Source organism: Enterobacter sp. MGH 24, assembly GCF_000493015.1.
Taxonomy (GTDB): Bacteria; Pseudomonadota; Gammaproteobacteria; order Enterobacterales; family Enterobacteriaceae; genus Enterobacter.
This window is the reverse complement of sequence record NZ_KI535657.1, coordinates 1,220,809-1,244,893: the sequence shown is the minus strand read 5'-3', so window position 1 is coordinate 1,244,893 and position 24,085 is coordinate 1,220,809. Positions and strand designations below refer to the sequence as shown.

Sequence of the window (24,085 nt, the reverse complement as noted above, 5' to 3'; positions counted from 1 at the left end):
TTCACGCTCTTATTTTACTTCCAACGCCCAGTGCACATAGCTCTGCCACTGGCACTCCTGCTCGATCATCTCGGCCCCTAACGGGTGACGATCAATCCAGTTCTCCGGCAGCGTCAGTGAAAGCTTCTCGTCATCGGCCACCAGATTAATGGCAGGCAGCAAATCATCGCGGCGGCGACTGGCAAACAGGATCGCCAGACGCAGCAGGCGGCACAGATGCTCGGCTACGCGCGGCGGTACGGCGTTTTGCTGATGCAAAGAGGAGAGATCAACGGCATTCGTCTGGTTCAGAAGCAGCGTTGCCAGCAGCTTTTTCTGTGCTGGCGTGTAGCCCGGTAAATCCAGGTTTCGCACCAGATACGCTGCATGAGTTGGTGCCTGCTTAAAATCAATGCTCAGCCCCACTTCATGTAGCGCACAGGCGCTCAGCAGTAAATCCCGGCTCAGATGATCAAGATCCCAGACGTTAGCGACCTGATCGGCGAAGCGTGACGCCAGCTGCGATACGCGTCCGGCCTGATCGATATCAACCAGAAAACGACGCTGCACGTTGCGCAGAGTACGGCTGCGGATATCCTGATCGACCGACAGATGCAACATCCCGTAAACCAGACCTTCGCGCAGCGCGCCGCCGGCCAGGGTCATACACTGGATGTTCAATTCGGTGAAAATGGCGATAAGAATGGCCAGCCCGCTCGGGAAGACCAGCGCACGTTCCAGCGTCAGGCCTTCAATTTCCAGCTCTTCCAGGCGTCCGCACTGAATGGCGCGCTGTTTCAGCTGCTGAAGTTTGGCAAGCGTAATCCGCTCGTCCATTCCCTGCGCCATCATGATTTCCTGCAGAGCCTGCACGGTACCCGAGGCACCCACGCAGACTTTCCAGCCGTGATAGCGCAGCTCGTCCATCACCGGGCGTAATACCTCGCGCGCGGCGTTTTCTGCCTCGTCGAAGTTCTCTTTCCCCAGGTTGCGGTCGGTAAAGTAGCGCTCAAGCCAGGTCACGCAGCCCATTGACAGGCTGAACAGCGACGTTGCCTGCGCGCCGGTGCCGGTCACCAGTTCGGTACTGGCACCGCCGATATCCACTACCAGGCGGCGATCGTCACCCCCCGTGGTGTGTGCAACACCCTGATAAATCAGGCGAGCTTCTTCTTCACCGCTGATAACCTGAACCGGACAACCGAGAATTTCCTGCGCTCTGGCAATAAAATCCACGGCGTTAACTGCCAGACGGAGCGTCGCAGTGGCGACCACGGTGATTTGGGCATGCGGGATATCCTGCAGACGCTCGGCAAAGAGTCGCAGACACTGCCAGCCACGTTCCATGGCTTCAGGTGAGAGGTGATTGTCACTGCTCAGGCCCGCCGCGAGGCGGACCTTGCGCTTAATACGCGTCAGCGTTTGTATGCTTCCCGCCACCTCGCGCACAACCAGCATATGAAAACTATTCGAACCGAGATCGATTGCTGCATAAAGCGAGGTGGAGCTGAGCATATTTTTTTTAACCTGAACGACGACGATTACGCGGCGCGCCGCCTGAACGACGCGGACCATTGCCGGAGCGTGGGCGGGTTAGACGCTTAGGCGGCGGCAGTTCGCTTAATAGCGCTTCCGGATTGTATTTGCTCTGCGGAATAGAGTGACCGATATACGTCTCAATGGCTGGAAGATTCAGCGCATACTCTTCGCACGCAAGGCTAATCGAGTGACCGCTTGCGCCCGCACGACCGGTACGACCGATACGGTGTACGTAGTCTTCGCAGTCGTCTGGCAGATCGTAGTTAAAGACGTGCGTCACGGCTGGAATGTGCAGACCACGAGCAGCAACGTCGGTTGCGACCAGAATATCGAGATCGCCACGGGTAAACTCTTCAAGAATACGCAGGCGTTTTTTCTGCGCTACGTCGCCGGTCAACAGGCCAACACGGTGACCATCGGCAGCCAGATGGCCCCAAATGTCCTCACAACGGTGTTTGGTGTTCGCAAAGATAATGGCGCGATCTGGCCACTCTTCTTCGATCAGCGTTTGCAGCAGACGCATTTTCTCTTCATTGGAAGGATAGAAGAGCTCTTCTTTAATGCGGTGACCCGTTTTCTGCTCAGGTTCCACTTCTACATATTCGGCGTTGTTCATCTGTTCGAACGCCAGTTCGCGAACGCGGTAGGAGAGGGTTGCAGAGAACAGCATATTCAGACGCTGATTGGCCGGAGGCATACGGCGGAACAGCCAGCGAATGTCTTTAATGAAGCCCAGATCGTACATGCGATCAGCTTCATCGAGCACCACAACCTGGATTGCGCCGAGGTTAATGTGGTTCTGTTTGGCGTAGTCGATAAGGCGGCCGGTGGTACCGATCAGGATATCCACACCGCTTTCCAGCACTTTCAGCTGTTTATCGTAGCCGTCGCCACCATAGGCCAGGCCAAGCTTCAGGCCAGTAGACTGCGCCAGGGGTTCAGCGTCTGCGTGGATCTGTACCGCCAGTTCTCGCGTCGGGGCCATAATTAGCGCGCGCGGCTGGTTAACTTTGCGGTCTGCAATCGCTGGGTGAGAAAGTAAATAATGAAACGTTGACGTTAAAAACGCCATCGTTTTGCCGGTACCGGTTTGCGCCTGCCCGGCAACATCGCGACCGGCCAGCGTCAGCGGCAGCGCGAGGGCCTGAATGGGCGTGCAGTTATGAAACCCTTTATTTTCAAGGGCTTCAATCACTTTCGGGTGCAGCGCGAAGTCGGAAAACTTCTGTTCAGTTAAATGTGTTTTGCTCATAGTGTGGTAGAATATCAGCTTACTATTGCTTTACGAAAGCGTATCCGGTGAAATAAAGTCAACCTTTAGTTGGTTAATGCGACATCAACACGTCGTTGGTGGAGACAAAACCAACGTACCAGGCTTATTCCTGTGGAGTTATATATGAGCGATAAAATTATTCACCTGACTGACGACAGTTTTGACACGGACGTACTTAAAGCTGACGGGCTGATCCTCGTCGATTTCTGGGCTGAATGGTGTGGTCCTTGCAAAATGATCGCCCCGATTCTGGATGAGATCGCCGACGAATATCAGGGCAAACTGACCGTTGCCAAGCTGAACATCGACCAGAACCCGGGCACCGCACCAAAATACGGTATCCGTGGCATCCCAACCCTTCTGCTGTTCAAAAACGGCGAAGTGGCAGCGACCAAAGTGGGCGCGCTGTCCAAAGGTCAACTGAAAGAGTTCCTGGACGCTAACCTGGCGTAAGGTTTCTCCGCTGTGCGTTCAGAGCTCCCGGCTAAATGATGTGGAACTCTGGACGCCCGGCTGAAGTCGTGCTAAGTTAGCTATGACTTCGTTTTAAACATATCTTGTTGTTTGAATCTTGTTTTACCCGATACTTCCCGTTGTTGACATGAACAGTGCGTGAAGTGGCTAAATTCCGGGCTTGTCACTCAATCCGTCTTGTCGTTTCAGTTCTGCGTTCTTTCCCTGTGACCAGACAGCGAACAGACATGAGTTGATGGCCGCTAAACAGGCATGGATGACCCTGCCATACCATTCACAACATTAAGTTCGAGAATCACCCCGAGTTTAAGAACCCACACCATTATGAATCTTACCGAATTAAAGAATACGCCGGTTTCTGAGCTGATCACTCTCGGCGAAAATATGGGGCTGGAAAACCAGGCTCGTATGCGCAAGCAGGACATCATTTTCGCCATCCTGAAGCAGCACGCTAAGAGTGGCGAAGATATCTTTGGCGACGGTGTGCTGGAGATATTGCAAGACGGATTTGGTTTCCTCCGCTCTGCAGACAGCTCCTACCTCGCCGGCCCTGACGACATCTACGTATCCCCCAGCCAAATCCGCCGTTTCAACCTCCGCACTGGTGACACCATTTCAGGTAAGATTCGTCCTCCTAAAGAGGGTGAACGCTACTTTGCGCTGTTGAAAGTCAATGAAGTTAACTTCGACAAACCAGAAAACTCGCGTAACAAGATCCTCTTTGAGAACTTAACGCCGCTGCACGCGAACTCTCGCCTGCGCATGGAGCGTGGTAACGGTTCTACCGAAGACTTAACCGCGCGTGTTCTGGATCTGGCATCACCTATTGGCCGTGGCCAGCGTGGTCTGATTGTGGCACCGCCGAAAGCGGGTAAAACCATGCTGCTGCAGAACATTGCGCAGAGCATCGCTTATAACCACCCAGACTGCGTGCTGATGGTGCTGCTGATTGACGAACGTCCGGAAGAAGTGACCGAGATGCAGCGTCTGGTTAAAGGTGAAGTGGTTGCTTCTACCTTCGACGAGCCAGCATCTCGCCACGTTCAGGTTGCGGAAATGGTTATCGAGAAGGCGAAACGCCTGGTTGAGCACAAGAAAGACGTGATCATCCTGCTCGACTCCATCACCCGTCTGGCGCGTGCGTACAACACCGTGGTGCCAGCTTCCGGTAAAGTATTGACCGGTGGTGTGGATGCCAACGCCCTGCATCGTCCGAAGCGCTTCTTCGGTGCGGCACGTAACGTGGAAGAGGGCGGCAGCCTGACCATCATTGCGACCGCGCTGATTGATACCGGCTCCAAAATGGACGAAGTTATCTACGAAGAGTTTAAAGGTACAGGCAACATGGAACTGCACCTTTCTCGTAAAATCGCAGAAAAACGCGTCTTCCCGGCTATCGACTACAACCGTTCCGGTACCCGTAAAGAAGAGCTGCTTACCACTCAGGAAGAGCTGCAGAAAATGTGGATCCTGCGCAAAATCATTCATCCAATGGGTGAAATCGACGCAATGGAATTCCTCATTAACAAACTGGCGATGACCAAAACGAACGACGATTTCTTCGACATGATGAAACGCTCGTAACGCAAATAAAGCCAGCAAACGCCACGTTTTGACGTGGCGTTTTTCTTTTATGGACTATACGCTAGTACCACCAACTCCCATTTTTGACTGGTCAGTGCGACAATAAGATAATTCGCACAGTAAAAACATTAATAGCTTGAATAATAAACAAATGGAATTGAAAGAGGTTTGCTTTATAACTTCAGGCTCAGCGTCTTGATGGTTATACTTCCTTGACTAACATTTGTTGAGAACATCCATTGTGAACCTACTTGATACGTTTACTGAACTAACCAGTATTTTCTTGTTTACCACCTGCTTTTTGTTTCTGGCACGTAAGGTGGCGAAATATCTGGGGTTAGTGGATAAACCCAACTTCCGTAAGCGTCATCAAGGCATGATCCCTTTGGTCGGAGGCATCTCTGTTTTCGCGGGGATCTGCTTCACGTTCGCCATCGCGGATTACTATATTCCGCATGCCAGACTGTACCTGACCTGCGCGACGGTGCTTGTGGTAGTTGGCGCTCTTGACGATCGTTATGATATCAGCGTCAAAATCCGCGCCTTCGTTCAGGCTGCTGTGGCTATTGCTATGATGGTGTTCGCTAAGCTGCACTTGAGTAGCCTGGGCTATATTTTTGGCTCCTGGGAGATGGAACTCGGTCCGTTCGGCTATTTCCTGACGCTTTTTGCCGTGTGGGTGGCGATTAACGCGTTCAACATGGTTGACGGTATTGATGGTTTGCTGGGAGGCCTGTCCTGCGTCTCATTTGCCGCAATTGGTTTCATTTTATGGTTCGATGGGCAATACAGCCTTGCTATGTGGTGTTTTGCCATGATTGCGGCCATCCTGCCTTATATCCTGCTAAATCTCGGCGCCTTGGGCCGACGCTATAAAGTATTCATGGGTGATGCGGGTAGCACGCTTATCGGCTTTACTATCATTTGGATCTTGCTGGAAACGACTCAGGGTGATGTACACCCCATTAGCCCAGTAACGGCATTATGGATTATCGCTATCCCGTTAATGGATATGGTTGCGATTATGTATCGCCGCCTGCGTAAAGGGATGAGCCCTTTCTCTGCTGACCGTCAGCACATTCATCATTTGATCATGCGAGCCGGATTCACTTCCCGGCAGGCATTTGTGCTTATTACGCTGGCGGCTGCTATTCTAGCGGCGATTGGCGTGACGGCGGAATATACACATTTTGTACCTGAATGGGCTATGTTGGTATTGTTCTTGCTAGCTTTTTCTCTCTACGGCTACTGCATTAAGCGCGCATGGAAGGTAGCACGCTTCATTAAACGTATTAAGCGCAGGATGCGTCGTAACAGTGGCAAACATACAACATTAACTAAGTAAAACCGGGACTATGATGACTCAACCGTTGGCGGGAGCGAAATCAGTGGTAACTGAGAATGAGCTGGATATTCGGGGTTTGTTTCGCGTGTTATGGGCAGGCAAACTTTGGATTGCGGGGATCGCGCTGGGGTTTGCACTGTTAGCGCTGGCCTATACGTTCTTTGCAAAACAAGAGTGGAGCGCCACGGCAATCACGGACAGGCCAACGGTTAACATGCTCGGGGGGTACTATTCCCAGCAGCAATTCCTGCGAAATCTGGATATCAAAGCCAATCTTGCCACACCTGACCAGGCTTCCGTTATGGATGAAGCCTATAAAGAGTTTGTAATGCAGCTGGCTTCGTGGGATACGCGTCGCGACTTCTGGTCCCAGACGGATTACTACAAGCAGCGTCGGGTTGATAACACCAAGGCCGATGCCGCGATGCTGGACGATCTGATTAACAATATTCAGTTTATGCCGGGCGACGCGCTGCGTAACGTCAACGACAGCGTCAAGCTGATTGCAGAAACTGCGCCGGACGCCAACAACCTGTTGCGCCAGTACGTCGCGTTTGCCAGCCAGCGTGCCGCCAGCCATCTGAATGAAGAGCTTAAAGGTGCCTGGGCTGCTCGCACCATCCAGATGAAAGCGCAGGTGAAACGTCAGGAAGAGGTGGCGAAAACCATTTTCGGTCGCCGCGTGCATAACATTGAGCAGGCGCTGAAAATTGCGGAACAGCACAATATTTCCCGTACTGAGACGGACGTGCCGGCTGATGAACTGCCTGACTCTGAAATGTTCCTTCTTGGTCGCCCTATGCTGCAGGCGCGTCTGGAAAACCTGAAGGCCGTAGGGCCTGATTTTGACCTCGATTACGATCAAAATCGCGCGATGCTTAATACGCTTAATGTCGGCCCATCACTGGATCCGCGTTTTCAGACCTATCGTTATTTGAGAACGCCTGAAGAACCTGTAAAACGCGACAGTCCGCGCCGCGCATTCCTGATGATCATGTGGGGGATTGTGGGCGCACTCGTTGGTGCTGGCGTGGCGTTAACGCGTCGTCGTACAAACTAAGAACGCCGTTTACGATGAAGGCTACGGCCTTCATCGCCTAATCGAAGAGAATCGATGTGAAAGTACTAACCGTATTTGGCACCAGACCGGAGGCCATTAAGATGGCGCCTCTGGTTCATGCGCTGGCCAGCGATCCTGATATTGAAGCGAAAGTCTGCGTCACGGCCCAGCACCGTGAAATGCTCGACCAGGTTTTAACGCTCTTTTCCATCGTCCCGGATTACGATCTGAATATTATGAAACCGGGACAAGGTTTGACGGAAATAACCTGCCGTATACTGCAAGGACTCAAGCCCATCCTGGAGTCATTCAAGCCCGACGTCGTGCTGGTGCATGGTGATACCACAACAACGATGGCAACAAGTCTGGCCGCGTTTTACCAGCGTATTCCCGTCGGCCATGTTGAGGCGGGTCTGCGTACCGGCAACCTTTATTCTCCGTGGCCGGAAGAGGCCAACCGTACGCTGACCGGCCATCTGGCAATGTACCACTTTGCGCCAACCGAGAACTCGCGTCAGAACCTGCTGCGCGAAAATATTGTCGATAACAAAATCTTTGTGACCGGCAATACGGTCATTGATGCGTTGATTTGGGTACGTGACCGCGTCCTGGCAAACAGCGAACTGCAGGAACAACTTGCCGCCCGCTATCCATTCCTGAATAACGGCAAAAAAACCATTCTGGTTACTGGCCACCGTCGCGAAAGCTTTGGCCGGGGTTTTGAGCAAATCTGTCACGCGCTGGCTGAAATTGCCGCGCAGAACGACGATGTGCAAATTGTCTATCCGGTACACCTTAACCCTAATGTCAGCGAGCCGGTGAACCGCATCCTGGGCCATGTCGAAAATGTCCTTTTGATTGAACCTCAGGACTACATGCCGTTTGTCTGGCTGATGAACCATGCCTGGCTGATCCTCACCGATTCCGGCGGCATTCAGGAAGAAGCTCCCTCTCTTGGCAAACCGGTACTGGTGATGCGTGAAACCACTGAACGTCCGGAAGCGGTGAAAGCGGGGACGGTGCGTCTGGTTGGCACCAACGCACAGCTCATCGTCGAAGAGGTCACGCGCCTGTTGCACGACGATGAAGCGTATCAGGCGATGAGCCGGGCCCATAATCCGTATGGAGACGGGCAGGCTTGTGGTCGTATTTTGCATGCACTTAAACACAATCGGGTATTGCTATGAGTTTTACTACCATCTCTGTCATTGGTCTTGGCTATATTGGCTTGCCCACCGCAGCGGCGTTTGCCTCTCGTCAAAAACAGGTTGTCGGTGTGGATATCAACGCACGTGCGGTGGAAACCATTAACCGTGGCGAAATTCATATTGTGGAGCCCGATCTTGACCGCGTGGTGAAAGAGGCGGTGGAGGGCGGCTTCCTGCGTGCCAGCACAACCCCAGTTGAAGCGGATGCCTACCTGATTGCCGTCCCTACCCCGTTTAAAGGCGACCACGAGCCCGATATGGTTTACGTCGAGGCTGCGGCAAAATCCATTGCCCCTGTGCTGAAGAAAGGGGCGCTGGTGATCCTTGAATCGACCTCTCCGGTTGGTGCTACCGAGCAGATGGCACAGTGGCTGGCCGAGGCGCGCCCTGATTTACGTTTCCCGCAGCAGGCGGGTGAGCAGGCGGATATCAACATCGCCTACTGTCCGGAGCGCGTGCTACCGGGCCAGGTCATGGTCGAATTGATTAAAAACGACCGCGTGATTGGCGGTATGACGCCCGTCTGTTCCGAACGTGCCAGCGCGCTCTATAAGATTTTCCTCGAAGGCGAGTGTGTGGTGACCAACTCCCGCACCGCCGAGATGTGCAAGCTGACGGAAAACAGCTTCCGCGACGTCAATATCGCCTTTGCGAACGAACTGTCGCTGATTTGCGCCGATCAGGGGATTAACGTCTGGGAACTGATTAGCCTGGCGAATCGCCATCCGCGCGTCAACATTCTCCAGCCCGGCCCGGGCGTGGGCGGACACTGTATTGCCGTCGATCCGTGGTTTATCGTGGCGCAGAATCCGGCGCAGGCACGCCTGATCCGTACCGCGCGTGAAGTGAACGACAGCAAGCCTCACTGGGTGCTCAGTCAGGTTAAAGCGACGGTTGCGGATTGTCTGGCAGAGAGCGGCAAGCGCGCCAGCGAGCTGAAAATTGCCTGCTTTGGTCTGGCATTTAAACCGAACATTGACGATCTGCGTGAAAGCCCGGCGATGGAAATTGCTGAGATGATTGCCGAATGGCACAAGGGCGAAACGCTGGTGGTTGAGCCGAATATCCATGAATTACCGGCAAAACTGGCGGGGCACTGCACGCTGACTGCGCTGGAAGACTCGCTGGCGACGGCGGACGTGCTGGTACTGCTGGTGGATCATAAAGAGTTTAAAGCGACGTCCGGTGATACTGTTCGTCAGCAGTATATTGTGGATACCAAAGGTGTCTGGCGTTGAACAGCCTGAATGGGGTGCTCGAGTCCCTGCAGTGGGAGAGTGCCTTTTTCGGCCTGCCGTCAGCCATCGTGCGTCTGCGCGATGACGCGCCGGTACTGGCTGAATCGGATTTTATCGCCTGGCATCGGGTACAGGCTAAGATCCCGGCGGAGCGTGCCGATCTGCTTGACGCGCTCCAGCAACACGGTTTTCAGCTGGTTGAAGGTGAGGTAGACCTTTCCATTACCCTTACCCGGCACGATGCGTGCGGTGCGGAAACGGCAACGGAGCAGGATATCCCCGTACTGCGTCAGATGGCGGCTCAGGCGTTTGCGCAGAGCCGGTTTCGCGCGCCCTGGTATGCGCCTGACGATAGCGGACGTTTCTATGCCCAGTGGATAGAGAATGCGGTCAAAGGCACCTTTGATCACGTCTGCCTGGTTTTCCGTGCAGGTGACGGTCAGATCCAGGGGTTCGTCTCGCTGCGTAAGCTCAACGAGCGCGAGGCGCGTATTGGCTTATTAGCCGGGCGCGGTATTGGTGAAAAACTGATGCAGGCGGCGTTGCACTGGGCGCAGCAGCAGCAGCTTGTGATGCTGCGGGTCGCGACCCAACTGGGCAACACCGCCGCGCTTAAACGTTATATTGCGAGTGGTGCCAACGTCGACGCCACCGCCTACTGGTTATACAGGTGACAAGATGATTCCATTTAACGCCCCACCCGTTGTCGGCACTGAACTCGACTATATGCAGTCTGCCATGGGCAGCGGCAAACTCTGCGGTGACGGCGGTTTTACCCGTCGCTGTCAGCAGTGGATGGAACAGCGTTTCCACAGCGCCAAAGTGCTGCTAACCCCGTCCTGTACGGCATCGCTGGAAATGGCGGCGCTGCTGCTGGATATCCAGCCCGGCGATGAAGTGATCATGCCGAGCTACACCTTCGTTTCCACGGCGAATGCGTTTGTGCTGCGCGGGGCGAAAATCGTCTTTGTGGATATCCGCCCGGATACCATGAACATTGATGAGACGCTGATTGAAGCGGCGATTACCGACAAAACGCGCGCGATCGTACCGGTTCACTATGCGGGCGTGGCCTGTGAAATGGACACCATCATGGCGATCGCCAAAAAGCATAACCTGTTCGTGGTGGAAGATGCCGCACAGGGCGTGATGTCTACCTACAAGGGACGCGCGCTGGGCACGATTGGCCACATCGGCTGCTTTAGCTTCCACGAAACCAAAAACTACACGGCGGGCGGAGAAGGTGGCGCGACGCTGATTAACGACCGGGCTCTCGTGGAGCGTGCGGAAGTGATCCGCGAAAAAGGCACCAACCGCAGCCAGTTCTTCCGCGGTCAGGTAGACAAATACACCTGGCGCGATATTGGCTCAAGCTATCTGATGGCCGACCTGCAGGCCGCATACCTGTGGGCGCAGCTGGAAGCGGCGGAACGTATCAACCTGCAGCGTCTTTCCCTGTGGCAAACGTATTACGATGCGCTTGAGCCTCTGGCCAAAGCCGGGCGTATTGAACTGCCAACCATCCCGGCAGATTGCGTCCACAATGCGCATATGTTCTACATCAAGCTGCGCGATAACGACGACCGCAGCGAGCTCATCGCCTGTCTGAAAGAGGCCGACATTATGGCGGTGTTCCACTATATCCCGCTGCACTCCAGCCCGGCCGGAGAAGCGTTTGGCACGTTTGCGGGTGAAGACCGCTACACGACCAAAGAAAGTGAGCGTTTGCTTCGTCTGCCACTGTTCTACAACCTCGCGCCTGTTAACCAGCGTACGGTGATAAATACTCTTCTGAGTTATTTCGGCTGATATGTCTCTGGCAAAAGCATCGGTGTGGACCGCCGCGTCCACGCTTGTAAAAATTGGCGCCGGGCTGCTGGTCGTCAAACTGCTGGCCGTCTCATTTGGCCCCTCTGGCGTGGGGCTGGCGGGTAATTTCCGCCAGCTTGTCACCGTCCTTGGGGTTCTGGCCGGTGCCGGTATCTTCAACGGCGTGACCAAATACGTTGCGCAGTATCACGATGATGCGGCTCAGCTACGCAGGGTGGTGGGTACCTCTTCGGCGATGGTCACGGGTTTTTCGACCCTGATGGCGATTATTTTTCTGCTGGCGGCGGCACCCATCAGCCAGGGGTTGTTCGGGCACACCCATTACCAGGGGCTGGTGCGTCTGGTCGCGTTGGTTCAGATGGGTATTGCCTGGGCTAACCTGCTGCTGGCGCTGATGAAAGGATTTCGTGATGCTGCCGGTAACGCGCTTGCCTTAATCCTGGGCAGCGTCATCGGCGTGATTGCCTATTACTTTTGCTATCGTCTGGGCGGCTATGAAGGCGCACTGCTGGGGCTGGCGCTGGTCCCGGCGCTGGTTGTTGTGCCTGCGGCGTTTATGCTGATGCGTCGGGGCGTCATCCCTCTGAGCTACCTGAAACCGCAATGGGATAAGGTGCTTGCCAGCCAGCTGGGTAAATTTACCCTGATGGCGCTTATCACCTCCGTCACGCTGCCCGTGGCCTACGTGATGATGCGAAACCTGCTGGCGGCGCATTATAGCTGGGATGAAGTCGGGATCTGGCAGGGCGTGAGCAGCATTTCCGACGCCTACCTCCAGTTTATTACGGCTTCCTTTAGCGTTTATTTGCTGCCAACATTATCGCGTCTGACGTCCAGGCAGGATATTACCCGTGAGATTTTCCGATCGCTGCGCTTTGTATTGCCCGCTGTGGCGGCTGCCAGTTTGACCGTCTGGTTATTGCGCGATGTCGCCATCTGGCTGCTGTTCTCGGCGAAGTTCATTGCCATGCGCGATCTCTTTGCCTGGCAGCTGGTGGGTGATGTGCTGAAAGTGGGTGCTTACGTTTTCGGTTATCTGGTGATTGCAAAAGCGTCCCTGCGGCTGTATATCCTGGCGGAAATTAGCCAGTTTGCGTTACTGACAGCATTTTCACACTGGCTGATACCCGTGCACGGTGCGCTGGGTGCGGCTCAGGCCTACATGGCAACCTATATCGTTTATTTCGCTGCCTGTTGCGGCGTATTTTTATTGTGGCGTAAACGCGCATGACTGCACTGATTCACATCCTGGGATCGGATATCCCACACCATAACCAGACCGTTTTGCGGTTCTTCAACGACGAGCTGGCATCGGGTAATCCCGATGCGCGCGAGTTTATGGTTGCAGGTCAGGATAAGGGCCTGAGCGAGGCGTTTCCGGCGCTAACTGTTCGCTTCTGGCCGGATAAGGCCGCGCTGGCGAAGGCGGTCATTGGCAAAGCCAAAGCGGATCGTAAGCAACGTTTCTTTTTCCACGGGCAGTTCAATACCGGCCTCTGGCTGGCACTGCTCAGCGGGGGGATTAAACCCTCCCAGTGCTGCTGGCATATCTGGGGGGCCGATCTCTACGAAGTCTCCCGCGGCTGGAAATTCCGTCTTTTCTATCCGCTGCGCCGCATGGCGCAGGGGCGCGTAGGCTGTGTGTTTGCCACCCGTGGCGACCTCAACTATTTTGCTAAACAGCACCCGAACGTGCGCGGTGAGCTACTCTATTTCCCAACCCGCATGGATCCTGCGCTGAACACCATGGCGAATGACACGGTGCGTGAAGGCAAGCTGACGATCCTGGTGGGGAATTCCGGCGATCGCAGTAACGAACACGTTGCGGCGCTCAGGGCGGTGCATCAGCAGTTCGGCGACACGGTGAACGTGGTGGTGCCGATGGGCTATCCCGCCAACAACGACGCCTATATTGATGATGTTCGCCAGCAGGGACTTGCGCTGTTTAGTGCAGAAAATCTGCACATCCTGAGCGATAAACTGGAATTTGATGAATATCTTGCGCTGCTGAGAAAATGCGATCTCGGCTATTTCATCTTTGCCCGACAGCAGGGAATTGGCACACTGTGTCTGCTGATTCAGGCGGGTGTACCGTGCGTGCTCAACCGCGACAACCCGTTCTGGCAGGACATGGCCGAGCAGCACATTCCGGTGTTGTTTACCTCAGACACGCTGAATGTCGAGGTGGTACGGGAAGCTCAACGCCAGCTCACGCTGGTGGATAAAAATAGCATCGATTTTTTCAGCCCGAATTATCTCACGCCGTGGCACCGCGCGCTGCGTATCGCTTCAGGAGACAAAGCATGAGTCAGTTGCAATTCAGCGGCTTACTGGTTGTCTGGCTTCTGAGCACCCTGTTTATCGCCACGCTTACCTGGTTTGAGTTCCGCCGGGTGCGCTTCAACTTTAACGTGTTCTTCTCGTTACTGTTTCTGCTGACCTTCTTTTTCGGCTTCCCGCTCACCAGCATTCTGGTGTTCCGTTTTGACGTGAGCGTCGCGCCGCCGGAAATCCTGCTCCAGGCGCTTCTGGCGGCGACCTGCTTCTATGCGGTTTACTACGTCACCTATAAAACGCGTCTGCGTTCAGCGCAGGCTGCTGCCCCGCGTCGGCCGCTTTTTACCATGAATCGGGTGGAAACCCACCTGACGTGGGTGATGCTGATGACCATCGCCCTGGTCAGCGTCGGCATCTTCTTCATGCATAACGGCTTTCTGCTGTTTAAGCTCCACTCCTACAGCCAGATTTTTTCGGCCGAGGTTTCGGGCGTGGCGCTTAAGCGTTTCTTCTACTTCTTCATCCCGGCGATGCTGGTGATCTTCTTCCTGCGCCAGGACAGCAAAGCGTGGCTGTTCTTCCTGGTCAGTACCGTCGCGTTTGGCATCCTGACCTACATGATTGTGGGCGGTACGCGCGCGAACATTATCATCGCCTTCGCCATCTTCCTGTTTATCGGCATCATCCGCGGCTGGATCTCGCTGTGGATGCTGGTTGCGGCAGGCGTGTTTGGCATCGTGGGGATGTTCTGGCTGGCGCTAAAGCGCTACGGAATGAACGTGGCGGGTGATGAGGCGTTTTATACGTTCCTCTACCTCACGCGCGATACATTCTCGCCGTGGGAAAACCTGGCATTGCTGCTGCAAAACTACGACAAGATTGATTTCCAGGGGCTGGCGCCGATTGTTCGCGACTTCTACGTCTTTATCCCTTCCTGGCTATGGCCGGACCGGCCTGGCGTGGTGCTCAATACCGCGAACTATTTTACCTGGGAAGTGCTGAACAATCATTCCGGTCTGGCAATCTCGCCAACGCTGATTGGTTCCCTGGTGGTGATGGGAGGGGCGTGGTTCATTCTGCCCGGAGCGGTTGCCGTGGGGCTGATTATCAAGTGGTTCGACTGGCTTTACGTGCGTGGCAACGAAGAGACCAACCGCTATCAAGCGGCCATTTTGCACAGTTTCTGCTTTGGTGCCATTTTCAATATGATCGTTCTGGCGCGCGAAGGACTGGACTCGTTCGTATCGCGCGTGGTGTTCTTCATGGTCGTTTTCGGCCTCTGTCTGTTACTGGCCAAGCTGTTGTACTGGCTGTTTGACAGCGCAGGGCTTGTGCACAAGCGCGAGCGGCAGGGCAGCACAACGCTGTCGCAAGTCTGAGTAAGGATAGTAATGACTGATAAAGTTTCTGCACCGCGCTATGCGCTACGTGGGCTGCAGCTTATTGGGTGGCGCGACATGCAGCACGCGCTGGACTTTCTGTTCGCCGACGGCCAGATGAAATCCGGTACGCTGGTGGCCATCAACGCGGAAAAAATGCTGGCGGTTGAGGATAATGCGGAAGTCAAAAGCCTGATTGAAGCGGCTGAATTTAAATACGCGGATGGGATCAGCGTGGTCCGCTCTATCCGTAAAAAGTATCCTGACGCTAATGTTTCCCGCGTGGCGGGTGCCGATCTCTGGGAGCAGCTTATGGCCCGCGCCGGTGCGCAGGGCACGCCCGTGTTCCTGATTGGCGGGAAGCCAGAGATACTGGCCCAGACGGAGGAGAAACTGCGTCGTCAATGGAATGTTAATATTGTCGGCAGCCAGGACGGTTACTTCAAACCGGAAGATCGGCAGGCTCTGTTTGAGCGCGTTCGTGACAGCGGGGCGAAAATTGTCACCGTGGCGATGGGCTCCCCGCGCCAGGAGATCCTGATGCGTGACTGCCGGCTGGTCTGTCCGGATGCCCTCTACATGGGCGTTGGCGGTACGTACGACGTCTTTACCGGCCACGTTAAGCGTGCGCCAAAGGTCTGGCAAAATCTGGGGCTGGAGTGGCTGTACCGCCTGCTATCGCAACCGACGCGCATTAAACGACAGATCCGTCTGCTTCGCTACCTCGCCTGGCATTACACCGGGAAAATGTAATCAAAATGTAGCGCGATATGCTATTCGCGCTGCAACTCGCCTGCAAAACTGCTGATAATCTGTGCAATGCATTCATTTTTTTAATGCATCGTTTGCCATTTGGCAGATTTTAGGAAACCATTCGCTCCGTATTTTAGTACCCCTAAAAAACAATACCCGGTATTAAGCCGGGAAACAGCAAACACAATCGAGGATCTATGGCAGAGAAACAACCGGAGCTACAGCGTGGGCTGGAAGCTCGTCATATTGAACTGATAGCGCTGGGCGGCACTATCGGCGTGGGCCTGTTTATGGGCTCCGCAAGCACGCTCAAATGGGCAGGCCCTTCCGTATTACTGGCATATATTATCGCCGGGCTGTTTGTTTTCTTCATTATGCGTTCCATGGGCGAAATGCTCTTCCTGGAGCCGGTAACCGGCTCCTTCGCCGTTTACGCGCACCGTTATATGAGCCCGTTCTTCGGCTACCTGACGGCCTGGTCATACTGGTTTATGTGGATGGCGGTGGGCATCTCAGAGATCACCGCGATAGGGGTCTACGTCCAGTTCTGGTTCCCGGACATGGTCCAGTGGATCCCCGCGCTCATTGCCGTGGGGCTGGTGGCGCTGGCAAACCTGGCCGCCGTGCGCCTTTACGGTGAAATTGAATTCTGGTTCGCAATGATCAAAGTCACCACGATTATCGTGATGATTGTCGTCGGCCTGGGCGTGATTTTCTTCGGCTTTGGCAACGGTGGACACGCTATCGGCTTTGGCAACCTGACCGAAAACGGCGGCTTCTTCGCCGGCGGCTGGAAGGGCTTCCTGACGGCGCTGTGTATCGTTGTGGCCTCGTATCAGGGCGTGGAGCTGATCGGTATTACCGCCGGTGAAGCGAAAAACCCGCAGGTCACGCTGCGTAGCGCGGTAGGCAAAGTGCTGTGGCGTATCCTGATTTTCTATGTGGGCGCGATCTTCGTCATCGTGACCATCTTCCCGTGGAACGAAATTGGCACGACGGGTAGCCCGTTTGTATTAACCTTCGCCAAAATTGGTATCACGGCGGCGGCGGGTATCATCAACTTTGTGGTCCTGACGGCAGCGTTGTCAGGCTGTAACAGTGGGATGTACAGCTGCGGGCGTATGCTCTATGCGCTCTCGAAGAACAACCAGCTGCCTGCGGCGATGAGCAAAGTCTCACGTGCCGGGGTGCCGGTGGCGGGGGTGGCGGTCTCCATCGCGATCCTGCTGATTGGCTCTTGCCTGAATTACATCATTCCTAACCCGCAGCGCGTGTTCGTTTACGTCTACAGCGCCAGCGTACTGCCGGGCATGGTGCCGTGGTTTGTTATCCTCATCAGCCAGCTGCGTTTCCGCCATGCGCATAAAAAGGCAATTGAAAGCCATCCGTTCCGCTCAATTCTGTTCCCCTATGCGAACTATTTGACGATGGCGTTCCTTATTTGCGTATTAATCGGCATGTACTTTAATGAAGATACCCGCATGTCGCTGTTTGTCGGGATGATCTTCCTGGCGGCTGTAACGGCTGCCTATAAGCTTTTTGGCCTGGGTCGCCGTGCCACTACGCAGAAAGTGGAGGAATAAGCGGCAAAATGTGCAAACCATAACCAAACGCGCATTTTTTTCAAAAAAGCACTAGACAGCGGGGACGGAGGTACGTAATATCCAGCCCCGCAACGGCGCTAAGCGCCCGTAGCTCAGCTGGATAGAGCGCTGCCCTCCGGAGGCAGAGGTCTCAGGTTCGAATCCTGTCGGGCGCACCATTTACCCGGTGCTGGAGCTGCGGTGGTCTGAGAAGTAGTCAGTACCGCGTGAGTTAAGAATACAGTGGTGGCTATAGCTCAGTTGGTAGAGCCCTGGATTGTGATTCCAGTTGTCGTGGGTTCGAATCCCATTAGCCACCCCATTATTTGAAAGAGTTGTGAATTGCGAAGGTGGCGGAATTGGTAGACGCGCTAGCTTCAGGTGTTAGTGTCCTTTGGATGTGGGGGTTCGAGTCCCCCCCCTCGCACCACGACTTTTTAAATGAATTGAACTAAAAATTCAAAAAAGCAGTACATCGGCGAGTAGCGCAGCTTGGTAGCGCAACTGGTTTGGGACCAGTGGGTCGGAGGTTCGAATCCTCTCTCGCCGACCAATTTTGAACCCCGCTTCGGCGGGGTTTTTTGTTTTCTGCGGCTTTCCACTCCTGTAGCGATTCCCCGACAGCATCCTTTTTCATTGTCGCAATCCAGCGACATGCAACTCTTTGAAATTTAAATAAATAACTATTTATGGGTTTTGCTGTCTCCTCCTGACGACATATTTCTGCGTTTACCGATATGTTGTAGAGATTAAGACGACGCTCAACAGCATAATTTCCTTTTATCTTAAAATGTTGCGTCATGTAAAACTTCTGGATGTCATGTTGGCACGTTACGTGCAATAATATACGCGTAGATGCTCATTCCATCTCTTATGTTCGCCTTAGTGCCTCATAAACTCAGGAATGACGCAGAGCCATTTACGGTGCTTATCGTCCACTGACAGATGTCGCTTCGGCCTCATCAGACACCATGGACATAACGTTGAGTGAAGCACCAAATATGTTGTCTTACAGACCTGTTTAACGCCTGCTTTTATAGCAGGCGTTTTTTTATGCCTTATTCCCGATACAAGCACATGATCAGGGCAACCATCAGCAGGGCCGATGCAGAGACAGCATAGAGCGCCTGTACTGAGCCAAACCCTGAAGCCACCGCCGCTGCAATGCCGGTGAAAAGAGAGGCGCTGAGCGTTTGCCAGCGCCAGGCTTTACCGCTGGCAGAAGCGGTTTGCGTGAGAGGAAAACTACTGAGTACGCCAAACGTGCCCGCTGCGAAGAGAACATTCGAGGCCAGATGCGCGATAAAGATCATCCCCAGCGCATATACCGTCCACCCGGACAAAAACGGCAGCATGCCATAAGCGGCCAGAAAGATGCTCAGACAAACGATTATTCGCGGCGTGTGGGCCGCAAAGCGCGTCAGGTTCTCTTTCTTTAGCAGCAGGGGGCCACAAAGCTGCCCCAGACTCCTCGCGAAAAGCAGGGGCAAAGCAAGACCCGCCGCATCCTGAGGACGGAGCTGCTGGGCCAGTGCAGGAAGAAGCGCCATGGCCGGTGAGCCGACGGCGGCCAGCGCCGGCAGGATGAGCAGGCTGCGTTTCTGCCGAACGGTCAACGCCTGCCAGCGTAATGTTGCAGAATCCCCCTTTTCCATAGTAGTAGGGCCTGGTGCCGGAGAAAACCGGCGTCCAGCCATCCATAGCAGTAACAGTGACCCGAAAAAGCTCGCGGCATCAAGGGCCAGCAGGGTAAACACGGATGTCTTCTGAAACAGCACCACGCCGAGGCCGCTTCCTAACAACACCTGAGAAGCAAAAATCACATTTTCCAGACAGGTCGCAGCAGGCAGCTCTGCTTCGCTAAGTCCGCGCTTAAAGAGCAATGTCAGTGCGGGCCAACTCATCCCGCTGAGCAGCGCTTCGGTGGATTGCACGGCGAGCAATGCGGCAACGCTGTGGTAACCCACGCCAAGCAGGGGAAAGAGCAGGGCGAGCAAGCCCAGCCCCTCGGTCAGTATCAGCAGCGATATCGGAGAACAGCGCGAGCACAGTTTTTCGCCTAAGATGCTGCCGATGAATCCGGGTACCGTAGCGAAAAGAAAAGCGAGAGTCAGCAGAGCGGGCGGGGCTGACCATGCTAAGAGCAAACCGAAGACCACAACCTGGGTTAGACCATTCCCCAGCGAAGAAAAGATAAAAGCGCAGGCAAGCAGGCGCAGCCAGCGGTGGCAGCGCAGCGCCTGAATAAGCGCATACAAAAGCGAGTTCATTGAGATTTCCTTTCAAAAACGATTTAGTCCACGCTGCAAAATGTGCGCGTGTGTGAAAAAAGGTTAATGAAAAGACATCGTTACATTGGCGGATTCGTTTGCGGATGTGGGTGCAAAGAATGTAGCAGGAGAAAGGCGATAAAAAAAGGAGACCCGCTGGCCTCCTTTTTATTTACTGCTGCGTACCGTTATTTTGCAGCGTTAGCAGCAACCCATCACGACGCATGGCGGCTGCCTCTTCCGGCTTATGCTGCTTGTCCAGCGTATCGGCAAGCCATGCGTAATCAAAGGCATCCGGACGCTGCTTCAGCGCCGCGCGGAAGGCGAGGCTCGCCTCCTGCCATTCTCCGTGCTTCATCAGCGACTGACCGAGCGTGCTCCACAGCAGTGGGCGATCGCCGACGGTTTTAATCTGCTGACGCAGCACTTTCTCGACTTGCTCAGGGTTGTTGGTTTTCAGGCGCGGGATCACCATCACCAGACGATCGTCGTACTGGCGCTTCAGACCATCGAGGAGTATCTCCTGTGCGGTGTCGTGGTCGTCACATTCAATCAGATGTTCCGCCATTGCCACCTGCAGAGGGATCTGCTGGCGCGTTTTACGGCTCTGATTCTTCCACCACGTTTTCAGTCCGTCGCTGCCCAGGTCGGCGCGCGCCTGATCCATCAGGCCAATCCATGCCAGACGCTGAAGCTCATCACGATGTTCATCATCGCCCACCTCGGCCTTCGCCATTGACGGAATGATGTCCAGCAGTGAACCCCAGGCGCCGGTACGAATATAGGCCTGCTCGGCAAGACGCAGCACTTCCGGATGGCGTGGCGCAACTTCCAGCAGGCGGTCAATACCGTGGCGAGCCGCGTGATCCTCATTGCGCGCCAGCTGCAGACGAACGCGCGTGATTTCCACAGGAATCGGGTCGCCGTGAGCCAGCTCCGCCGCCCGCTCAAGGTGCTGATTGGCGCGGGCTTCGTCACCGCGCTGCTGCGCCGCTTCGGCAGCCAGCAGATAGTTCACCACCGGCTGTTCGGCGTGGTCGGCGTTTTTCGACATCAGCTTTTCAACCTGCTGATAATCACCCTCGGCAAGCTTAAGCAGCGCCTGTTCGGTCTGTTTACGGGCACGGCGGCGTTTACGGCCAACGAACCAGCCGCGCGTGTGGGCACCGGTGCGGAAAATACGGCGCAGGATCCACTCGATCGCAAACAGCACCACCACGCCGAGGATCAGAACGATCGTCAGGCCCGTTACGCTGGTTTCGATGTTGTAGTTATCGGTCTGGATCAGGACGTAGCCCTGATGACCCGCAAGCATCGGCCCTAGGACGATCCCGGCGATCAGCAGGATAAAGAGTAAGAGAACTTTTAGCATCATTACTCTCCCTGCGGTGCGCTTTCAGGCGCAGGAGCCGTAGCTGGAGCCGCTCCGCCCGTTTGCTCAGCCGGAACGCCCGGCTGCGCCAGCAGGTTGCGTACGCGCGTCTGCATCAGTTTTTCCAGAATCGGCTGGCTGGCCAGCTTATCCGGCACGTTCATGGTGATATTCTGCTGGCTCAGCTTATCAATGTCTTCGAGGAAGGCAGTGGTCGTCGCATCATCGGTGTTGTAGTAGGCGCGTACCCACGTTGAGACGTTATCCAGCGCCTGTTTGTAGGTCTCTTCCTGATGACGCGGCACGGCCTGAGCCGCCACCAGCAGGCGGGAACGAATGTTCTCGCGCAGATAGATATCCTGGTTCGGCGCCAGCAGCGGCACGGCGGTTTCGTCGCGACGGCGGATAGTGATGAAGCTGTCCATAAAGTTCTGCCAGCTTTTCTGCAGGTTTATGCGCCATTCGCTCAGGGAGGTGGAAAGCTCGGTCCCGTCGGAATCCATCGGGGAGTCGTCGTCGTTATTATCCGCCAGCTGCAGGTTATCAATCTGATTCGAAAGCTGGTTCACCTTGAGGATGATACCGTCGTAATCCACCTGCGAGACGGCGGAGAGGCTGGCAATATCTTCGGTGATCGCGCGACGTGCGGTAATGAGGCTCGGGTCGTTCATGTCTGCCAGGCTCGCATCGGCGCTTTTCAGCAGCGCGGCGGCAGTGGTGACATCCTGATCGCTCCAGAGCTTACGTCCGGCGAGCTTCACCAGGAAGTCCGCCTGCGAGAGCAGCCAGGTTTTGGCATCGGTGCCGGAAATCGTGGCGACTTTCTGCTGCACGTCGCCCAGCTGTTTGGTCAGCTCTTCCTGTTTGCTGTTTGCCTCGGCAAGCGCGGCGGCCTGCTGCTTAATCACCGTTTCCAGCTCGGTTTTCTGCGTCTCCTGCGCTTTTTGCAGGGCGGTGAGCTGAGTCACCAGCGCATCGCTGGTGGACGTCTGGTTAGCACCCTGTTGCTTCACCAGACCGTACAGGCCCACCCCTGCTGCCAGCGCAATGGCGATGGCAATCGCGCTCAGCGTGAGGCTCGTTTTGTTGCTGCCGTTTTTCTTCTCAGCGGTTTTCTCTGTCGTCTCTGGCTGTGGCGTCGTCTCCACAGTCTCCCTGGTCTCTTCAACCACGGCGAAGGATTTGTCGTGTTCCGTCATTATGGCTTCCCATTTGAGAGTTATTGTAATGCGCGCAGCAGCGCATCGTTGTCGGCGTTATCAGCGATCCGAATATCCTGCCAGCCCAGTTCCCGGGCCTGGTTCGCCAGACGCTCACTGACGACCAGAAGCCGACAGCGGAGTAACCAGTTTTCGCGATACCAAAGCGGTATCAGCGACCAAAGCTGTTGTAACATTTCACCGCTGGTGACCACCAGCGTATTAATGCCGCGCGCGTGCCAGCGCATCGCCTCTTCCGCGCCATCGTAATGTTTTGCACAGCGCTGATAGCACTCAACGAACGTCACGTCTGCACCACGTTCACGCAGCGTTTCGCCCAACAGTTCGCGGCCACCATTACCGCGCAAAATGAGCGCACGCTTTCCGGCAATAGTTTGTAATTCAGGTAATTGTAGCAAGACTTCGCTGATTTCCCGATCTAACGGATAACGAACGTCCGCGCTGCTTACGGTATGCAGCGCCAGTGCCGTTGTGCGGCCAATCGCGAAATAGCGGGGAGCAACTGGCCAGGTCAAACCCTGCTGTTGCAGCTGCGCGTGGGCAAATTCCACGGCATGTTGCGACAGCGCAAACAGCAGGTCGCCTTCCTGAAGGGTATTCATCTGGTCGGCGAGCGCAGAGAGCTCCCGACCGGGGGAGAATTCAATGAGCGGAAAACTCCAGGCCACCTGCCCCAGTGCGCGCAGACGGCTCACTAACTGCTCTCCTGCGGGAGAAGGGCGGGTGACGAGAATACTCATGCAGGGGGCTCTCCATTATAAACGTCAGCCAGAATCTCGCGGGCGCCGTTATCCAGCAGCTCTTCAGCCAGCGACACGCCAAGCAGCTCGGCATCTTGCGCTTTACCGCGACGTTCGCCGCGTACCATCTGCGAACCGTCCGGGGCGCCCACAAGCGCGCGCAGCCACAGTTCGCCATCTGTTAATTCAGCATAGCTGCCAATCGGTACCTGGCATCCCCCTTCGAGGCGGGTATTCATCGCACGCTCGGCTTTTACGCGAATAGCGGTCTCATCATGGTTCAGCGGCGCGAGCAGTTCGCGGGTACGCGCATCGTCCAGACGGCACTCAATGCCGACGGCACCCTGGCCCACGGCCGGCAGCGACAGCTCTGGCGGCAACGCCACGCGAATGCGCGACTCCAGCCCCAGACGCTTCAGACCGGCAACGGCAAGGATAATGGCATCGTAATCGCCGTTATCCAGCTTGCCCAGACGCGTGCCGACGTTACCGCGCAGCGAGCGAATGATCAGGTCAGGACGGCGTTCCGCCAGCTGACACTGACGGCGTAAACTGGACGTGCCAACCACGCTACCTTCGGGCAGCGCGTCGAGGGAGTCATAGTGGTTAGAGACAAACGCATCGCGCGGATCTTCGCGCTCGCAGATGGTCACCAGCCCCAGCCCTTCCGGGAACTCGACGGGCACGTCTTTCATCGAATGTACGGCGATATCGGCGCGGTTCTCAAGCAATGCCAGTTCCAGTTCTTTGACAAACAGGCCTTTACCGCCCACTTTCGCCAGAGGCGTATCGAGGATCACGTCACCGCGCGTGACCATCGGCACCAGCTCGACGCGCAATCCACTGTGGCAGGCTTCAAGGCGCTGCTTCACATAATGTGCCTGCCAGAGCGCAAGAGGGCTTTGGCGTGTGGCAATTCTCAAAACATTGTCTAACATGCTTGTTACCGTCATTATCAATC

At 55.2% G+C, this 24,085-nt stretch carries 20 protein-coding genes and 4 tRNA genes; 17 read left to right on the top strand and 7 right to left on the bottom strand.

Annotated features, from left to right (window positions below; genetic code table 11):
* Positions 1–9: 9 nt before the first annotated feature.
* Both gppA and rhlB read right to left on the bottom strand, forming a co-directional pair.
* Positions 10–1,494, bottom strand: coding sequence for a guanosine-5'-triphosphate,3'-diphosphate diphosphatase (gene gppA / locus L370_RS15885; protein ID WP_032641430.1), 1,485 nt, complete (start codon positions 1,492–1,494; stop codon positions 10–12).
* A gap of 7 nt (positions 1,495–1,501) precedes the next feature.
* Complete coding sequence (rhlB, locus tag L370_RS15890; RefSeq protein WP_023309646.1) at positions 1,502–2,770, bottom strand: ATP-dependent RNA helicase RhlB; 1,269 nt, start codon at positions 2,768–2,770, stop codon at positions 1,502–1,504.
* 144 nt (positions 2,771–2,914) lie between these two features.
* Between rhlB and trxA the strand changes: the two genes are divergently transcribed.
* The 17 genes from trxA to L370_RS15975 all read left to right on the top strand — a co-directional run bounded on the left by trxA (position 2,915) and on the right by L370_RS15975 (position 18,075).
* Complete coding sequence (trxA, locus tag L370_RS15895) at positions 2,915–3,244, top strand: thioredoxin TrxA (protein WP_006179218.1); 330 nt, start codon at positions 2,915–2,917, stop codon at positions 3,242–3,244.
* A gap of 345 nt (positions 3,245–3,589) precedes the next feature.
* The gene (rho, locus tag L370_RS15900) at positions 3,590–4,849 is read left to right on the top strand and encodes a transcription termination factor Rho (RefSeq protein ID WP_008501566.1); all 1,260 of its coding nucleotides are present in this window, start codon (positions 3,590–3,592) and stop codon (positions 4,847–4,849) included.
* Positions 4,850–5,090: 241 nt separating this feature from the next.
* The gene (gene wecA, locus L370_RS15905) at positions 5,091–6,194 is read left to right on the top strand and encodes a UDP-N-acetylglucosamine--undecaprenyl-phosphate N-acetylglucosaminephosphotransferase (RefSeq protein WP_023333824.1); all 1,104 of its coding nucleotides are present in this window, start codon (positions 5,091–5,093) and stop codon (positions 6,192–6,194) included.
* Between the two features lie 13 nt (positions 6,195–6,207).
* On the top strand, positions 6,208–7,254 hold the full coding sequence (gene wzzE / locus L370_RS15910; RefSeq protein ID WP_023333823.1) for an ECA polysaccharide chain length modulation protein: 1,047 nt from the start codon (positions 6,208–6,210) through the stop codon (positions 7,252–7,254).
* A 56-nt stretch (positions 7,255–7,310) separates the two neighbouring features.
* On the top strand, positions 7,311–8,441 hold the full coding sequence (gene wecB / locus L370_RS15915; RefSeq protein ID WP_032641409.1) for a non-hydrolyzing UDP-N-acetylglucosamine 2-epimerase: 1,131 nt from the start codon (positions 7,311–7,313) through the stop codon (positions 8,439–8,441).
* On the top strand, positions 8,438–9,700 hold the full coding sequence (gene wecC / locus L370_RS15920) for a UDP-N-acetyl-D-mannosamine dehydrogenase (RefSeq protein ID WP_023333821.1): 1,263 nt from the start codon (positions 8,438–8,440) through the stop codon (positions 9,698–9,700). The genes wecB and wecC overlap by 4 nt, the downstream gene beginning before the upstream one ends.
* Positions 9,697–10,374, top strand: coding sequence for a dTDP-4-amino-4,6-dideoxy-D-galactose acyltransferase (rffC, locus tag L370_RS15925; RefSeq protein ID WP_023333820.1), 678 nt, complete (start codon positions 9,697–9,699; stop codon positions 10,372–10,374). The genes wecC and rffC overlap by 4 nt, the downstream gene beginning before the upstream one ends.
* Positions 10,375–10,378: 4 nt before the next feature.
* Positions 10,379–11,509, top strand: coding sequence for a dTDP-4-amino-4,6-dideoxygalactose transaminase (gene rffA / locus L370_RS15930; RefSeq protein WP_023333819.1), 1,131 nt, complete (start codon positions 10,379–10,381; stop codon positions 11,507–11,509).
* 1 nt (position 11,510) lies between these two features.
* Positions 11,511–12,761, top strand: coding sequence for a lipid III flippase WzxE (gene wzxE, locus L370_RS15935; RefSeq protein ID WP_023333818.1), 1,251 nt, complete (start codon positions 11,511–11,513; stop codon positions 12,759–12,761).
* On the top strand, positions 12,758–13,837 hold the full coding sequence (locus L370_RS15940) for a TDP-N-acetylfucosamine:lipid II N-acetylfucosaminyltransferase (protein ID WP_023333817.1): 1,080 nt from the start codon (positions 12,758–12,760) through the stop codon (positions 13,835–13,837). Before wzxE ends, L370_RS15940 begins: the two co-directional genes overlap by 4 nt.
* Positions 13,834–15,186 carry an ECA oligosaccharide polymerase gene (gene wzyE / locus L370_RS15945; RefSeq protein WP_023333816.1) on the top strand — a complete coding sequence of 451 codons (1,353 nt, stop codon included), beginning with the start codon at positions 13,834–13,836 and terminating at the stop codon, positions 15,184–15,186. Before L370_RS15940 ends, wzyE begins: the two co-directional genes overlap by 4 nt.
* A gap of 12 nt (positions 15,187–15,198) precedes the next feature.
* The gene (gene wecG / locus L370_RS15950; protein WP_023333815.1) at positions 15,199–15,939 is read left to right on the top strand and encodes a lipopolysaccharide N-acetylmannosaminouronosyltransferase; all 741 of its coding nucleotides are present in this window, start codon (positions 15,199–15,201) and stop codon (positions 15,937–15,939) included.
* Between the two features lie 197 nt (positions 15,940–16,136).
* Positions 16,137–17,522, top strand: a complete 1,386-nt coding sequence (locus L370_RS15955) for a bifunctional threonine/serine APC transporter ThrP (protein WP_023333814.1) — start codon at positions 16,137–16,139, stop codon at positions 17,520–17,522.
* Between the two features lie 102 nt (positions 17,523–17,624).
* Positions 17,625–17,701 (top strand) — tRNA-Arg (locus L370_RS15960).
* A gap of 67 nt (positions 17,702–17,768) precedes the next feature.
* A tRNA-His gene (locus tag L370_RS15965) sits at positions 17,769–17,844 on the top strand.
* 22 nt (positions 17,845–17,866) lie between these two features.
* A tRNA-Leu gene (locus tag L370_RS15970) sits at positions 17,867–17,952 on the top strand.
* A 46-nt stretch (positions 17,953–17,998) separates the two neighbouring features.
* Positions 17,999–18,075 (top strand) — tRNA-Pro (locus tag L370_RS15975).
* Between the two features lie 505 nt (positions 18,076–18,580).
* On the opposite strand, the gene L370_RS15980 is transcribed toward L370_RS15975, so the two are convergent.
* From L370_RS15980 to hemC, 5 genes are all read right to left on the bottom strand, one after another.
* Complete coding sequence (locus tag L370_RS15980; protein ID WP_023333813.1) at positions 18,581–19,792, bottom strand: MFS transporter; 1,212 nt, start codon at positions 19,790–19,792, stop codon at positions 18,581–18,583.
* Between the two features lie 172 nt (positions 19,793–19,964).
* Complete coding sequence (gene hemY / locus L370_RS15985) at positions 19,965–21,164, bottom strand: protoheme IX biogenesis protein HemY (protein WP_023333812.1); 1,200 nt, start codon at positions 21,162–21,164, stop codon at positions 19,965–19,967.
* Positions 21,165–21,166: 2 nt separating this feature from the next.
* The gene (gene hemX, locus L370_RS15990) at positions 21,167–22,363 is read right to left on the bottom strand and encodes a uroporphyrinogen-III C-methyltransferase (protein ID WP_023333811.1); all 1,197 of its coding nucleotides are present in this window, start codon (positions 22,361–22,363) and stop codon (positions 21,167–21,169) included.
* Positions 22,364–22,383: 20 nt separating this feature from the next.
* Complete coding sequence (hemD, locus tag L370_RS15995; RefSeq protein WP_023333810.1) at positions 22,384–23,124, bottom strand: uroporphyrinogen-III synthase; 741 nt, start codon at positions 23,122–23,124, stop codon at positions 22,384–22,386.
* Positions 23,121–24,062, bottom strand: a complete 942-nt coding sequence (gene hemC, locus L370_RS16000) for a hydroxymethylbilane synthase (protein ID WP_032666554.1) — start codon at positions 24,060–24,062, stop codon at positions 23,121–23,123. The genes hemD and hemC overlap by 4 nt, the downstream gene beginning before the upstream one ends.
* Positions 24,063–24,085: the final 23 nt, after the last annotated feature.

Bases quoted from the DNA above. Each gene is read 5' to 3' on its own strand.
- gppA (WP_032641430.1), bottom strand. From the start codon at position 1,494: ATGCTCAGCTCCACCTCGCTTTATGCAGCAATCGATCTCGGTTCGAAT.
- rhlB (WP_023309646.1), bottom strand. From the start codon at position 2,770: ATGAGCAAAACACATTTAACTGAACAGAAGTTTTCCGACTTCGCGCTG.
- trxA (WP_006179218.1), top strand. From the start codon at position 2,915: ATGAGCGATAAAATTATTCACCTGACTGACGACAGTTTTGACACGGAC.
- rho (WP_008501566.1), top strand. From the start codon at position 3,590: ATGAATCTTACCGAATTAAAGAATACGCCGGTTTCTGAGCTGATCACT.
- wzzE (WP_023333823.1), top strand. From the start codon at position 6,208: ATGACTCAACCGTTGGCGGGAGCGAAATCAGTGGTAACTGAGAATGAG.
- wecC (WP_023333821.1), top strand. From the start codon at position 8,438: ATGAGTTTTACTACCATCTCTGTCATTGGTCTTGGCTATATTGGCTTG.
- rffA (WP_023333819.1), top strand. From the start codon at position 10,379: ATGATTCCATTTAACGCCCCACCCGTTGTCGGCACTGAACTCGACTAT.
- wzxE (WP_023333818.1), top strand. From the start codon at position 11,511: ATGTCTCTGGCAAAAGCATCGGTGTGGACCGCCGCGTCCACGCTTGTA.
- L370_RS15940 (WP_023333817.1), top strand. From the start codon at position 12,758: ATGACTGCACTGATTCACATCCTGGGATCGGATATCCCACACCATAAC.
- wzyE (WP_023333816.1), top strand. From the start codon at position 13,834: ATGAGTCAGTTGCAATTCAGCGGCTTACTGGTTGTCTGGCTTCTGAGC.
- wecG (WP_023333815.1), top strand. From the start codon at position 15,199: ATGACTGATAAAGTTTCTGCACCGCGCTATGCGCTACGTGGGCTGCAG.
- L370_RS15955 (WP_023333814.1), top strand. From the start codon at position 16,137: ATGGCAGAGAAACAACCGGAGCTACAGCGTGGGCTGGAAGCTCGTCAT.
- L370_RS15980 (WP_023333813.1), bottom strand. From the start codon at position 19,792: ATGAACTCGCTTTTGTATGCGCTTATTCAGGCGCTGCGCTGCCACCGC.
- hemY (WP_023333812.1), bottom strand. From the start codon at position 21,164: ATGCTAAAAGTTCTCTTACTCTTTATCCTGCTGATCGCCGGGATCGTC.
- hemX (WP_023333811.1), bottom strand. From the start codon at position 22,363: ATGACGGAACACGACAAATCCTTCGCCGTGGTTGAAGAGACCAGGGAG.
- hemD (WP_023333810.1), bottom strand. From the start codon at position 23,124: ATGAGTATTCTCGTCACCCGCCCTTCTCCCGCAGGAGAGCAGTTAGTG.
- hemC (WP_032666554.1), bottom strand. From the start codon at position 24,062: ATGTTAGACAATGTTTTGAGAATTGCCACACGCCAAAGCCCTCTTGCG.